Origin of the sequence: Brevibacillus sp. RS1.1 (genome assembly GCF_013284365.1) — a bacterium.
In the GTDB taxonomy this organism is placed as follows: Bacteria; Bacillota; Bacilli; order Brevibacillales; family Brevibacillaceae; genus Brevibacillus; species Brevibacillus brevis_D.
Window position 1 is genome coordinate 57,389 of the sequence record NZ_JABSVA010000011.1, and the last position, 12,442, is coordinate 69,830.

The 12,442-nt window shown below is 49.0% G+C and carries 18 protein-coding genes; 2 read left to right on the plus strand and 16 right to left on the minus strand.

All coding sequences use genetic code 11. The features are described 5' to 3' along the window. The first annotated feature begins 396 nt into the window (after positions 1-396). Positions 397-645 carry an AbrB/MazE/SpoVT family DNA-binding domain-containing protein gene (locus HP570_RS24935; protein WP_007719913.1) on the plus strand — a complete coding sequence of 83 codons (249 nt, stop codon included), beginning with the start codon at positions 397-399 and terminating at the stop codon, positions 643-645. Positions 646-704: 59 nt separating this feature from the next. Here HP570_RS24935 and HP570_RS24940 read toward each other — a convergent pair whose 3' ends face one another. From HP570_RS24940 to HP570_RS25000, 13 genes are all read right to left on the minus strand, one after another. Continuing rightward, positions 705-1,355, minus strand: a complete 651-nt coding sequence (locus tag HP570_RS24940; RefSeq protein WP_173627506.1) for a class I SAM-dependent methyltransferase — start codon at positions 1,353-1,355, stop codon at positions 705-707. A gap of 130 nt (positions 1,356-1,485) precedes the next feature. Further along, on the minus strand, positions 1,486-2,358 hold the full coding sequence (rsmI, locus tag HP570_RS24945; protein ID WP_012683859.1) for a 16S rRNA (cytidine(1402)-2'-O)-methyltransferase: 873 nt from the start codon (positions 2,356-2,358) through the stop codon (positions 1,486-1,488). After that, positions 2,355-2,630: a GIY-YIG nuclease family protein gene (locus HP570_RS24950; RefSeq protein WP_007719905.1), complete on the minus strand. Its 276-nt coding sequence runs from the start codon at positions 2,628-2,630 to the stop codon at positions 2,355-2,357. The genes rsmI and HP570_RS24950 overlap by 4 nt, the downstream gene beginning before the upstream one ends. Next, the gene (locus tag HP570_RS24955; protein WP_007719904.1) at positions 2,605-3,372 is read right to left on the minus strand and encodes a tRNA1(Val) (adenine(37)-N6)-methyltransferase; all 768 of its coding nucleotides are present in this window, start codon (positions 3,370-3,372) and stop codon (positions 2,605-2,607) included. The genes HP570_RS24950 and HP570_RS24955 overlap by 26 nt, the downstream gene beginning before the upstream one ends. A 108-nt stretch (positions 3,373-3,480) precedes the next feature. Further along, positions 3,481-3,852 (minus strand): DNA replication initiation control protein YabA, encoded by a 372-nt coding sequence (yabA, locus tag HP570_RS24960; protein ID WP_012683858.1) that lies wholly within the window; start codon positions 3,850-3,852, stop codon positions 3,481-3,483. Between the two features lie 28 nt (positions 3,853-3,880). After that, positions 3,881-4,696 (minus strand): PSP1 domain-containing protein, encoded by an 816-nt coding sequence (locus tag HP570_RS24965; RefSeq protein WP_012683857.1) that lies wholly within the window; start codon positions 4,694-4,696, stop codon positions 3,881-3,883. A 3-nt stretch (positions 4,697-4,699) separates the two neighbouring features. Next, entirely contained in the window at positions 4,700-5,680 is a 981-nt protein-coding gene (gene holB, locus HP570_RS24970) for a DNA polymerase III subunit delta' (RefSeq protein ID WP_173627507.1), read from the minus strand. Positions 5,681-5,696: 16 nt separating this feature from the next. Beyond that, positions 5,697-6,143: a YaaR family protein gene (locus HP570_RS24975; protein WP_012683855.1), complete on the minus strand. Its 447-nt coding sequence runs from the start codon at positions 6,141-6,143 to the stop codon at positions 5,697-5,699. 92 nt (positions 6,144-6,235) lie between these two features. After that, complete coding sequence (locus tag HP570_RS24980; protein ID WP_007719896.1) at positions 6,236-6,565, minus strand: cyclic-di-AMP receptor; 330 nt, start codon at positions 6,563-6,565, stop codon at positions 6,236-6,238. A 141-nt stretch (positions 6,566-6,706) separates the two neighbouring features. Next, complete coding sequence (gene tmk, locus HP570_RS24985) at positions 6,707-7,348, minus strand: dTMP kinase (protein WP_173627550.1); 642 nt, start codon at positions 7,346-7,348, stop codon at positions 6,707-6,709. 39 nt (positions 7,349-7,387) lie between these two features. Then, positions 7,388-8,860, minus strand: a complete 1,473-nt coding sequence (locus tag HP570_RS24990) for an aminotransferase class I/II-fold pyridoxal phosphate-dependent enzyme (RefSeq protein WP_173627508.1) — start codon at positions 8,858-8,860, stop codon at positions 7,388-7,390. Between the two features lie 104 nt (positions 8,861-8,964). Further along, positions 8,965-9,147: a sigma factor G inhibitor Gin gene (locus tag HP570_RS24995; RefSeq protein WP_007719893.1), complete on the minus strand. Its 183-nt coding sequence runs from the start codon at positions 9,145-9,147 to the stop codon at positions 8,965-8,967. A 60-nt stretch (positions 9,148-9,207) separates the two neighbouring features. Beyond that, the gene (locus HP570_RS25000; protein ID WP_173627509.1) at positions 9,208-10,197 is read right to left on the minus strand and encodes a hypothetical protein; all 990 of its coding nucleotides are present in this window, start codon (positions 10,195-10,197) and stop codon (positions 9,208-9,210) included. A 195-nt stretch (positions 10,198-10,392) separates the two neighbouring features. Here HP570_RS25000 and HP570_RS25005 point away from each other — a divergent pair, with 195 nt between their 5' ends. Next, complete coding sequence (locus HP570_RS25005; protein WP_173627510.1) at positions 10,393-10,920, plus strand: hypothetical protein; 528 nt, start codon at positions 10,393-10,395, stop codon at positions 10,918-10,920. 16 nt (positions 10,921-10,936) lie between these two features. On the opposite strand, the gene HP570_RS25010 is transcribed toward HP570_RS25005, so the two are convergent. Genes HP570_RS25010 through HP570_RS25020 form a run of 3 tightly spaced genes read right to left on the minus strand, consistent with a single transcriptional unit; the run spans position 10,937 to position 12,440 of the window. After that, positions 10,937-11,203, minus strand: a complete 267-nt coding sequence (locus HP570_RS25010; RefSeq protein WP_173627511.1) for a pro-sigmaK processing inhibitor BofA family protein — start codon at positions 11,201-11,203, stop codon at positions 10,937-10,939. A 13-nt stretch (positions 11,204-11,216) separates the two neighbouring features. After that, positions 11,217-11,447, minus strand: a complete 231-nt coding sequence (locus HP570_RS25015; RefSeq protein ID WP_012683849.1) for a DUF2508 family protein — start codon at positions 11,445-11,447, stop codon at positions 11,217-11,219. Between the two features lie 15 nt (positions 11,448-11,462). Next, positions 11,463-12,440: a CPBP family intramembrane glutamic endopeptidase gene (locus HP570_RS25020; protein WP_173627512.1), complete on the minus strand. Its 978-nt coding sequence runs from the start codon at positions 12,438-12,440 to the stop codon at positions 11,463-11,465. Positions 12,441-12,442 lie beyond the last annotated feature (2 nt).

A 12,442-nucleotide genomic window follows, 5' to 3' on the forward strand; every position in this document is an offset into this window, starting at 1 on the left:
GTAAACATCCTCGACACCCCCATCTTCCTAAGCGATTTTATCGCTCGCTTCATGCCAACTTTACAAATTACAAGCAGAGAGGGGAAAACTTGGGGTTTTTGTCGAATCATCTGTTGTGTTTCGACATTCGTCGACTCATTCGACACCCAATAATCCCAGTAAATTTTATCCATAAAAATTTCCATATCCCTTCCAACACTTTGAGAAACACCTATTTAACAGCATTTCGGTTTTGAAAAAACATTTTGCTTTTCAAGGAATTGTCAAAATCATGTTGACACCTTTGGGAATGGCTGGTATGATTATCCCAACAGAAAATGTCGAATATTGACGATAAATGATGAGTGTATAACAATAGCATCGACATATACAGTATTTTGGGAGGAGATTTTAACTATGATGAAATCAACCGGTATCGTTCGTAAAGTAGATGAATTGGGTCGTGTTGTTATTCCAATCGAATTGCGCCGCACTCTGGGTATCGCTGAGAAAGATGCTTTGGAAATCTACGTTGACGGAGAGCGCATCATTCTGAAAAAGTATGAGCCTGCATGTATCTTCTGTGGAAACGCTGACAAAGTATCTCACTTTAAAGGTAAAATTGTGTGCCAAGATTGCCTGACAGAAATGCCTGTTAAACGCTAATATCATTTGATTACATAAACATGCCTTTGTGGGACGAGCCCCACAAAGGCTTTTTTTTGCTATTTTTTCTTCAAAAGCGCTCGGAAGAAGAACAGCCTGGGCGCATACAAATCAGAATAGACCACATCTATCGGCATTTCAAAGGATACATCGCCAGAAAACTGTAATCCAACCTCCGCCAAAACTTGCTGTAGTCGAGCTAAATTGATTAGCGGGTAATCAAAAGTGAGCACGAGCTGCCCATCGTCTTTTAACACCCTGTGAAATTCACTGAATGCTTGCACCATAACCGGGTCTTCGAGATGCTCGAGAACAGAGATGCAAAATACAGTATCAAACTTTTGATTTGAGTACGGCAAGTAGGTTAAATTGGCTCGACAATAATGAATACCATCAAAATAGTGCACAGGCAGGCTGTCTGCTACCCTTTTCCCAAATACGTCCACAATATCTTGATAGATCGCTTCCTTAGATAGTATCCGATTATCGAGATCACAAGCGTGTACTTCCCTGCAATGATCGGCCAAATAAAATTTGAATGGGTGGCAGATCCCACAAGCTGAATCAAGCACAACGTCATTCGGATTGGCAAACCGTTTGGCCCAAGCATATTCGTACGGTCTACTGTTCCATGTAACGGGCAGGGTAAATATGAAGTGATCGTCTTTTTCATCTGTATTCACAATAAAACGAGAATCACGTATACTCACTGTTGATTCCCCCTTCCATTCCTTCCGAAAACACCGCGGTACCCCTTACCATCGTATTAAACGTAACCCGTCGAGATGACGAAAAGAAAAAAGCCGACCGCATCGGCCAGCTTTGCTCACTCATTCCCTTTTATTCACGATGATACTCGTTGTAAACATCTCGTTTGGATACGTTTCGATCATCAGCTGCTTGCTTGATGGCTTCCTTTTTCCCCATGCCTTGTGCGCAGTAATGATCCACGTGCTCCACGATACTCAGCGATTGCCACCATGCATCATCGACTTCCGCTTCCAGCGGACCGGTGTTGCCTTCGACAATGACACAAAACTCACCGCGCACCTCGCCGCTTCTGAGCCATTCCAACAGCTCGTCCAACGTCCCGCGCGCAAATTCCTCGTAGCGCTTTGTCAGCTCTCTTGCCAGGACAGCTCGCCGATTCCCCCACGCTTCCCGCATGGCCGCAAGCGTCTTTTCCACCCGATGAGGAGCTTCATAAAAAATCAGCGTTTCTGGATATCGCTTCAGTCGTTCCAGCTCTTCGCGTCTTTCTTTGTTTTCGCGTCCCATAAATCCGCAAAATACAAAGCGATCAGTAGGAAGGCCGGAAGCGATCAAAGCTGTCAACGCCGCATTGGCACCTGGAACGGGGATGACAGAAAATCCTGCTGCGGTCGCATCTCGTACGAGCTCCGCACCCGGGTCGGAAATAGCCGGCAAGCCAGCGTCGCTTACCAAGGCAATCTTTTTGCCCTCGGCAAGCCACTGCAACAACCCATTTCCACTTGCCTCCTTATTATGCTCGTGATAGCTGACCGTACGTTTTTCGATTTGAAAATGATTCAGCAGCTTTCTCGTCTGGCGGGTATCTTCACACGCGATGACATCGACTTCACGCAACGTATTTAGACACCGCACCGTGATATCATCGAGATTACCGATGGGTGTAGCCACCAAATAAAGGACTCCTGCTTCTTCTGACGCAAAACTGCGTTGCACATTCATTCGGAGGCCCCTCCAATCAATTCTTCTTTTTTCTTGCGCGTTAATCGTTTGATGCTCTCTTCACGCTTGAGACCCCAGGAACGGTCTGCTCCTTCTTCCCAATAGAGCAGCTCCACTGGCCCGCGGCCTCTCGTATACTTGGCACCCTTCCCTTCATTATGAGCAGCCAAGCGACGGATCAGCTCTGTTGTATATCCGGTGTAGAGTGTCCCATCCGCACAAGAGAGGATGTAGACATAGTGACTCTTACTCGAGGGAATCTCGTCTGCCATAATAGATTTCCTGTAGTTCTTCACAGTATTGCTCTCCATTTTCATACACAATCAGCGGCGGCTGAATTCTCAGCTCCGGCTTTCCACCCCTTATTCCCTCGATCAGAACCATATTCGGCTCTGCTTCCCTACGCGGATAAACCAGACGCATTCGTTTCGGCTCAATGCCGTATTGGCGCATAAGTGAAACGATGTCGATCAAACGTGTGGATCGATGCACGAGCGCCAGCTTCCCGCCATTTTTTAGCAACTGACTCCCCACGCGAATGACATCCTCCAAGGACAGCATAATCTCATGACGAGCGATCGCAAAGTGCTCGCTGATGTTTTTCTCCCCACTGGTCGCAGGCATATATGGCGGATTGCAGGTGATCAAATCGAAATTCCCGTGCCCAAACAGCGACACCGCATCCTTCACATCGCCATGATGCATCGTAATTCGTTCGTTCAAACCATTCAATGTCACATTGCGGCTCGCCATGCTGAACAAACGCTCTTGAATTTCGATTCCATCAAAACTGGCTTCTGGCGTACGCGTCGTCATAATGAGCGGTATAGCTCCATTGCCCGTGCACATATCCAATACTTTTCCGCGTTTCGGCACCGATGCGAATCGCGCCAAAAGAACTGCGTCCATGGAGAAGCAAAACACCTCGTGGCTCTGGATTATTTTCATTTCATGTGTCAATAAATCATCGATGCGCTCTGTTTCGTACAGCGGCACGTTGGTGACAGGTTCCATCTGCGACTCGTACTCCCTTTTGTTCTTGTCTTATTATTCCTATCCGGAAAAAAGCGACCTGACACGTGGCCCAGGTCGCTTTTTCATGTGGTGCTGGTTACTCACCGCTTATTTTTGAGGGCCGCCGCTCAGGAATGAGAGACAGAACAGGCAATCCCCTTCTTTTCGCAGGCTGCCGAAATGCACATTACAGATATGAAATCCTTCCGCGTACAAACGGGCTAGGTTGTCATATCCTTCGCCGACCACTGCCTTTTTGGCTTTTTCCTTCGCGACAGGGCTTGTTCCCTTTTGTTTTGCTTGGGAGCCGGTCTTTTTCCTGTCTAGTCGGTTGCGAAGGTGCTGGTTTTCAACGAGTAATTGGGCGTTTTCCTCCATCAAAACAACGATGACGTCTTTCAGTTCACCAATTTCCTTATAAAGGTCGCCAATACGTTCTTCAATGCTCGCCATCTTGACGAAGATTTCCCGTTTGTCCACTAGCTCACCTCTCCCCTACCCCCACACTTTATTCAAAGGTGGGGAGACCTATCGCAATCTCATCCAATCCGAATTCGGTGACACGTTTGTCAATTGAAAGCTCTACTTGAACAGATTGGTCAAGCACGTTTACGGAAACGACTCGTCCATTCCCCATCGGGGTGGTGACCAATTTGCCGACGTCCGGCATCTCATCCTTCGAGCTTTCATAGTTGTCGTTCTCGTATTTTAAACAGCACATCAACCGGCCGCATAGACCAGAGATTTTGGCTGGATTCAACGAAAGATTTTGGTCCTTGGCCATTTTGATCGAGACTGGCTCGAAATCGCCGAGGAACGTCGAACAGCAAAGCAACCTGCCACAAGGACCGATTCCGCCGAGCATTTTGGCTTCGTCACGCACACCGATCTGGCGAAGCTCAATCCGGGTGCGGAATACGGAGGCGAGGTCTTTTACCAGCTCACGGAAATCAACCCTGCCGTCAGCAGTAAAATAAAAGATAATCTTGTTGCGGTCGAACGTGTATTCCACATCGACCAGCTTCATATCGAGCTTGTGCTCTTTGATCTTCGTCTGACATACAGCAAAAGCATTCTTGGCGGCTTGCTTGTTTTCATCCACCTGTTTTGCATCTCGCTCGTCTGCCATCCGAATGACCTTTTTCAGCGGCAATACGACATCAGACTCAGCCACTTCTTTTTTGCCAATGACGACCTTGCCAAATTCGACCCCTCGCGCCGTTTCCACGATGACGGTGCAGTCTTGCTCAATCGGCAGTCGGTCAGGGTCGAAGTAATATATTTTGCCCGCTTTCTTAAAGCGGACCCCAACAACCTCGTACAAGGGTTATCCCTCCTGGAATTGAAGAACCAACCGCTCAAGAGCCAACTGTGCGTTGGCATTTCGCTCTATCCGATTTTTCGTCTCCATGACCAAATCTATCCCACGCAAGAGCTCAGCTTTTGTCCATACCAGTGCTTGTCCTTGCAGCACATCCTGTTGGTCGCTGTTAATGAGATGGGCATGCCTGCCTACTTGCAAATACAGGATATCGCGCAGCCAAAGGATGAGCAAATCTAAAAAGAGGGGTAGTTCCTCTTTACTTTTGTCGCTCTTTTGCAACATATCATGGATCGTTAAGAGTGCAGATGAATTGCGCTGTTTGCACTCCTGCACCAATTGTATCACTAGATTTCTTAGCTGTGCAAACGATTCTGATTGGCTGAGTATCATAGCTTCTTCCACATTTGTCGTAATGTGGGAGGCAACCTGCGCCATTCCCGCCAAAACGCCCTCTGCACGCAGCTTTTCCGCAATCGATTCTGCAGAAAGTGGTGAAAATTGAACGATTTGGCATCGAGATAAAATCGTAGGAAGAATCGCATGGCTGTGCTCTGTCAAAAGTAGTGCCAGTACACCAGCGGGCGGTTCCTCCAGAAACTTGAGCAGACTGTTGGCAGCCTGTGTCGTCATTTTATCGACGTGCTCGATGATATATACCTTGCGTGACGACTCGACGGCGCGCATCGCCATTTCTTTTTGCAGCGAACGGATCTGGTCGATCTTAATCGAAGCCCCATCAGGCGTAATAAACAACACATCCGGGTGGTTGCCACCCTCTATGCGCCTGCATGTAACACAGGCCCCGCAGGCGTCTGCCTCCCTTTCTGAACAAAAAAGGGACTTCGCCAGATGCAGGGCCATCTGCTTTTTACCTGAACCTTTGGGACCCGCCAGCAAGTAGGCGTGTGCCAGTCGTTCGTTGCGCAAACTATGAGACAGCAGTTCCTGTGCTCGTGGCTGCTGAGAAAAACGGGTCCATGTCATGATGGTTTCACACCCACTAAAAATACAAATTGATCAACATGCCGCGGATTTCGCCAATCCTGGCTAACAAATCAATCGTTGGTGCCTGCTCGCTCAAGAGCTCATCTGTCAGCTTGAGCAGCTCTGCATCCACCTCTTTGACGATCTTGTACAGCCTGCTGCGACCACGTCGATTCATTCCTCGTCTGTCATCTAAGGCAATACCGAACTTCACAGCCTCTTCCATGAACTGCTTGACGAGATTTTTATAAGCATAGAAGTCACGAACGGCGCGGGAACGAGCAAGAATCTGTCCCTGCTTGTCTATGTCTGTCAGCAGCCGGGTAAGCTTCTCCTGAGACATACGTTCGTCTTCTCCTTGAATCATCGTGCCAAAATTCAGCTTTTCCAGTTGAGGATTCTTGCGTGAATCCGTCGTTTTAATCAAGTCCAGTTTAGGCCGTAACCCATCACTGATTTTCATATCGCCACCTCCGTCGCCCGATCCAATACTGGGTTTGTCCCCATGAGATCAAGTATATACGAAAGCTGCGAAAAAAGAGAGGAGGAACCACATTAAAATGAGTGGAACTCTCCGACATCCAATACGAATACTGCCGCACCACCCACCTGTACTTCCAGCGGATAGGGCATGAACGAGTCTACCGCATTACTGAGTGGAGAGACGGGAGTGACCATTTGTTTGCGGGATTTGCAATTATGCGCAATGATGTCGATTACTTCCGGCACGCTTTCGTCAGACGTACCGATCAAAAAAGTTGTGTTACCGGCGCGTAAAAAGCTACCCGTACTAGCCAGCTTCGTAGCACGAAAACCTTTTTTCACCAGTTGTTGAGACAGACGACCACTATCTTTATCTTGGACGACCGCAACTACCATTTTCATCGGCTATCACCCTTTCTCCCATGATCGATTCCCAATTCGACTTCTTCATTGTATGAAAAACACGTAGGCTTGGTACGTTATTTCGCTTAAACATATTATACAGCATGTACATCATCCTGCGGTACAGGGAACCTTACAGCTTTACAATCTGTCTAGCAGTGCCTGCAAGGCAGATTGATATACATGTTCCATCGGCTGCTCGGCATCAATGACGACAAAGCGCTCTGGGTCGCGTTCCATGACCAGCTGATACCCTTCTCGAACAAGCTCATGGAAACGCATCCCTTCCAGATCGAGACGATTTACTTCTCGTCCACGGGAAGCATTAATCCGTGCCAATCCGGTTTCGGGCTGTACATCAAAGAATAAAGTCAATTCCGGCATACAGTCTCCGACAGCAAATTGGTTAATCTGGTAGACAGCATCAATGCCCAATCCCCGCGCATGTCCTTGATAGGCGAGACTACTGTCGATAAAACGGTCGCACAGTACCAGCTTACCCTCCGCCAAAGCAGGTAACACCTTTTCCGCCAAATGCTGACCACGTGCTGCCGCATACAAGAGAGCCTCTGTTCTTTCATCCATTTGCGTGTGGGCCGGATTCAAAATAATTTCCCGAATTTTTTCGGCGATATCAATTCCACCGGGCTCACGAGTCAAAAGCACATCGACTCCCCGCGTTTTCAGCTCTTCGTACAGCTTGGCGATGACGGTGGATTTCCCAGCCCCTTCTCCGCCTTCTATCGTAATAAATCGGCCTTTTTTTCCTGTTGCCACTTCTATACTCCTTCCACCCCTGTTGTAGCAGGCCAGTTGCTTAAATTATCGTAATACCTGTATCGTTTGTAGCTGGTCGTCTTGTACGCCGTGGAATCGCGTTTGTCCTCTCGCCAATTCCTTTAGCATCGCCAGACTTTCTTCATCGATCCGCTCGCCTGGCACCAACACCGGAATCCCTGGTGGATATGGAATCACCATCTCTGCCACAATGCGTCCCAGAGCCTGCTCCAAAAGAATCGACTCCCTCGGGCAGTCAACGGCTTCATGCATCGGCAATGCCTGCTCGCGCAAATAATGGGAAGACACGACTCCCGCCAAAAGAATGCGCTCCTCCCCCGGTTCTACTTGTGGCGCCATCGATTCAAGCAATCTCCACAAAGCTTCCAGGTCACGGGAGGCTGTTCCTGTCGAGGCTGCGAGGAGTACATGAGAGTCATCCGCCAGCTCCGAGAAAATCCCGTGCTTTTCCATCCATTTCTGCAAGTCAAATCCACTGAATTGGGCTGTTCGCAAATGGAAAAACAGCTTCAACGGGTCAAGCGTAGCGTATACGCTGTTCGTGGACAGTCGCGGCCAATCCAGCCAGTCCAGTCGATCGAGTCGCTCCCGAAACTTGTCCAAAAGCGGCAACAACCTGTTCCACTCCTCGATCGCCTCCAACACCAGATGACGTCTGGCTACATCGAGCGAAGCCATCAGCACATAGGAAGGGCTGGAAGACTGAAGCATGGCGAGATGGCGGAACAACCGTTCACGATCAATCCGCTTCCCCTGAATATGCAGCATCGAGGACATCGTCATCGCTGTTCCCATTTTGTGTGTCGATTGGACCGAAGCATCTGCACCTTCCTGCATGGCAGAACGCGGAAAGGCAGGATGGAACCCGTAGTGGGCACCGTGAGCTTCGTCTATTAAAAGCGGTACGTCAAACCGATGGACAGTAGCCGCCATTTTCGCCAAATCGATACCCATTCCATAATAGGTCGGATTCGTCAAAAAAACTGCCTTGGCATCGGGGTGTGCAAGCAGCGCACGCTCTACATCTTCGCGCCTTACACCCGCAGCGACTCCTGTTGCCAGATCGACGGCAGGTACTAAAAAGATCGGGGTTGCTCTCGCCATCATAATGCCGTTGAATACAGACTTATGGCAATTGCGTTGTACGAGTATCTTGTCGCCCGGTCTGCATACCGTCATGATGAGGGCGATATTTCCTACTGTACTTCCTCCGATCAAAAACTTGGTCTGTTCCGCATGGAAGGCTTGCGCCGCCAAATCCTGCGCTTCTGCAATGACACCCTGTGGCTGATGCAGGTCATCTGTCCCGCTAATTTCCGTTACGTCCAGCTCCAAAATGTCTTGAAAGCGATTTTTCGCATGGTTGTCAAAGCTGTGGCCCATTTTATGTCCTGGCACATGAAACGGATGCGGCCGATGCTTGGCGTGCCGTTCAAGCTGTTCATAAAGGGGCGCACGCTTTTGTCGCTCCCGAAATTCAACATCTCTCTCCAACACGCGCGACTCACGTCCTTTATTTTTATTCCCCTATTTTAGCATGATTTGGACACGCATGAATCCAGCAAAAAAAAGACACCGGAATGCACCGATGCCTTCTTTCTTCACGCATCTTTTCGCAACCAAATGCGTCTCATCTGATGAATAAAAAATGGGTACTTTTCATCCTGTACATCGGTATTGACCATTTCCTGTTCGCACCGTTGACAGATAAACTGCTCACAAATGGCGATTCCGTCATTCTGCTCCTGTTCACAGACGATACATCGCTGAGCAACTTTTTCCATAGTGAAAACGCCTGCCCTTTTCCTCAATATACCAATCATTATACCCTATTATAGTCAGCATCATTCCCAAACGTTCGTGTTTTCGCCGATAGCTCGGTAGGCTTGGAAGTAGGACTGGGCTTCCTGCACAGGGAAACAAGCTGCCGCATCAATAACATAGGAATGCCTCATTCTGCTAACCAGCTCTGATAACGGCAGCTCTGCAATGGTCGTTCCCGCAGCATTCCCGATCACGAGCAAATCCGCATCCTTTATAGCATCCTGCCACGAATCGTATAGCGTCCAACGCGTCATCCTTTTGTTCGGAATTGGCTTGTCCTCCCCCGTGTACATGGCAACGTCCTTTCCAGCCAACCAGTCAGAAGACATCTGCTCCCATAGCGAATCCTCTCCCCAAAGTACGATCCGCTGTATATTGGCTTTTTGTAGAACGAGCCTGCATTCTTTTTCAAGCCATCGAACGATGAGAGAAGAGTCCTGGCGGGACGGGTAGAGCCAGCCGTGACCGATTCGTTTGTCCATACCGAGCGCACGACTGACTTGGAGCAGAGAAATTCCCTTCTCATCGCAGCTGGCACCAAGTTCGATATAAAACTGCTCCTTCCACGCCAAATAGCGCGGCAATTGCCGAAGCGCTTCATCCACTTCGCGCATCCCGCATACCATCGTCACCAGTGAGTAACGAGCGAGCTGCCTACAGAGGAATCGCATCCATCTCCCATCAGGTTCCCCTCCAAGCAAAGCACGCTCGTGGGTAAATAACGCCATGCGAATGACCTCATACTCCCCGGTGTGCACGTATTGGGTATGTAAAGTATCCGCCCAGTCGTATGGCACATCACTTCCGTAGACAAGCGCAAGCCATGGCCCCGTCCCCAGCTGTTGCATCCTTTCCTGAAAAAGCTTGCCATCACTCTCTTTTGTCAGCAAGAATCCATTGGCGCCTTCTTGAATGGCATCTGTGCTGCAAACAACCAGCTCGATTCCACATGCTCCTAGCTCATTTCCGAATCTGGCTACGACCTCCTCTGAAATGACCCAAAGCTTCACGCTCTTCTTCCCTCCTTACGCCCTACCCCTATCATTCCTTTTATCCTTTCCATAACAAAAAGCCGTCAGTCTAATCAGGCTAGACAAACGGCTTGTTTCATTCGTTGTATGAGCTTTCTCAAGATTTGCGACTGTGCGATAATGGAAACGCAGACTTTCATTCATCCAGACCGCTGTTAAAGGAAGTGACTTCTCATGAAAGAAACCGCCGCCCATACGATCTATAGCTACAAGCTGCTCTATCGTTTTCGCTGGCTATTCGTCGGCTACCTTTTTCAACTGCTGTTAATAGGCTTGTCCCTTATTTGGCACTCATTCATGCTACAAGTCCCCGCTTATACGCTGATTGTGACATTAGCGATTCTACCCGTTATACCGATCTGTCATTTGGTCTTATTTCGATTGTATGCCCTTCTGCGCGGCCATAAGCCAAAGACAACTGCCGATATGCTCGTCTCTCCATGGTGGGGGGCAGGCTATCCACTTCCCATCCCGCTCTCTGTCTATCGGGGAAGTGAGCTGACGGTAAACGTGGGGAGTATGGCGATTGCAGCCGGGGCTTATGTGTGGCTTTCGGAAGGATACGGACTCACCTTGATCACCGGAACGTTGATCATCTCGCTGCCACGCCTCCTCGCCCTCCTTACTTCCTTTCGTCAGCCAAGTCATAGCCGTGTGAAATACGAGGATCGCGGCGTTGCCTTTTTGCTTACCGATGGATAACCGAATCGATACACCTTTACATAACCCATAGCTTGATGACAATCAACGCCGCCAATCCAGGCAAACGGAGAAGTCCGACGAGCAGAGCCGTCACCGGGTTGATCGGGATGTGGAAGTTAGCCAGCTCTCCAACCAGATTGGTGAAAAACAGCAATAGTGCGCCAATCACGACTTGCATGATCCCAAATCCAATCCACCTGATCGGGCCCGTGACAGATTTGCTGACGGCAATCACGAGCAAAATTCCAACTACAATTAGTGCTATAACCCACTCAGTAGTCATCGGCTTTTTCCTCCTATGCCTGTTGGCGATTCCTTTCGCGCTTTGCTTGCGCGAGCAAATACATATACCGCTTTTCGGTCACATGCAAATAGTAAATGACATCATCCAAACCGCCATCCGGTTCACTGATCTCCACAAGATGGCGGGCATGCTGCCAGTCCATTCGCGCCTGATTGACTGCCACATCCAAGCTCGCTTCATTCCATTCCACCACGAACCGCGCTTTTTTTCTCCACCTACTCACCAGCAAGCTTCCCCCTCATTGAAAGTAGTAAAGTACCCCTGTCATGTTGTTCAACGCATGCAACAAAACGGCTCCCCAGATTGATTGGTACCGATGTCGAACGAATCCGAGTAAAAGTCCAATGACAAAAAGTGGAGCAAACAGGGCGAGATCCATATGTAGGAGCCCAAACCAGAAACTGCTCAGGAAAATCCCCAAAAGAGGCCCAATTCTCTGAACCAGATAAGTCTGAATCACGCCCCGAAACAAAATCTCCTCCGCAATCGGAACCAAGATGCCAATGACCACGAGTGAGGTGAGCGCCGCCAAAATATCCGTTTCTTTCGCCTGCACAATCTCTTTTTCGATCTGCTGCTCTCGCTCTGAAGATAGAGACAGTCCAAACCAGTCGGCAATTGGGTTAGTCACCACCGCATCCATCACTAGTGCAATCAAAAGAAACAGAGCAGCGAGCATCAACAGCATCCGGCCTAGTCGTACAGGTCGGCGAACGCCGATTTCTCCCAGTCGTCCACGAAACCACAGTGGAATCAAAATCAACAGGAACAGTTGAAAAATAGCTGATTCCAATATCCCTCCGATCGTTCCGATGGAAAAGAAGGTACCTTCCAGTAAAAACCCATACAACAGCAGTACGCCCGTTTGAAACACATGCAGCCAAGCTACAATATGCAGTACATCATTCCCTGTAAGCTCGTCATATTGCCACAGCCATGACGTCAGCTGCCGTCTTTCTCTTAGCAGGCTCACAATGAAACCAACGGTTGCAATGAAGCTAAATACCGTCACCCCAAATGCAAGTAATCCTAACCACACCTCCGGTTGCCCGACGGTACTAGCGACCCACTTTCCGTCTACCCCCTTGTGAAAACGAATCATGGATAACTCCGCAGTAAACATGAGCCAATACCCAATAAACAGCATGATCGCCCATGGAGTGGACTTTTGTCGCCGTATCCCACTCGCAAGCGACAGTCCTGGTCCTGTCAGCATCT

Bases quoted from the DNA above. Each gene is read 5' to 3' on its own strand.
- HP570_RS24935 (WP_007719913.1), top strand. From the start codon at position 397: ATGATGAAATCAACCGGTATCGTTCGTAAAGTAGATGAATTGGGTCGT.
- rsmI (WP_012683859.1), bottom strand. From the start codon at position 2,358: ATGAATGTGCAACGCAGTTTTGCGTCAGAAGAAGCAGGAGTCCTTTAT.
- HP570_RS24950 (WP_007719905.1), bottom strand. From the start codon at position 2,630: ATGGCAGACGAGATTCCCTCGAGTAAGAGTCACTATGTCTACATCCTC.
- HP570_RS24955 (WP_007719904.1), bottom strand. From the start codon at position 3,372: ATGGAACCTGTCACCAACGTGCCGCTGTACGAAACAGAGCGCATCGAT.
- holB (WP_173627507.1), bottom strand. From the start codon at position 5,680: ATGACATGGACCCGTTTTTCTCAGCAGCCACGAGCACAGGAACTGCTG.
- HP570_RS24975 (WP_012683855.1), bottom strand. From the start codon at position 6,143: ATGAAAATCAGTGATGGGTTACGGCCTAAACTGGACTTGATTAAAACG.
- HP570_RS24980 (WP_007719896.1), bottom strand. From the start codon at position 6,565: ATGAAAATGGTAGTTGCGGTCGTCCAAGATAAAGATAGTGGTCGTCTG.
- HP570_RS24995 (WP_007719893.1), bottom strand. From the start codon at position 9,147: ATGGAAAAAGTTGCTCAGCGATGTATCGTCTGTGAACAGGAGCAGAAT.
- HP570_RS25005 (WP_173627510.1), top strand. From the start codon at position 10,393: ATGAAAGAAACCGCCGCCCATACGATCTATAGCTACAAGCTGCTCTAT.
- HP570_RS25010 (WP_173627511.1), bottom strand. From the start codon at position 11,203: ATGACTACTGAGTGGGTTATAGCACTAATTGTAGTTGGAATTTTGCTC.
- HP570_RS25020 (WP_173627512.1), bottom strand. From the start codon at position 12,440: ATGCTGACAGGACCAGGACTGTCGCTTGCGAGTGGGATACGGCGACAA.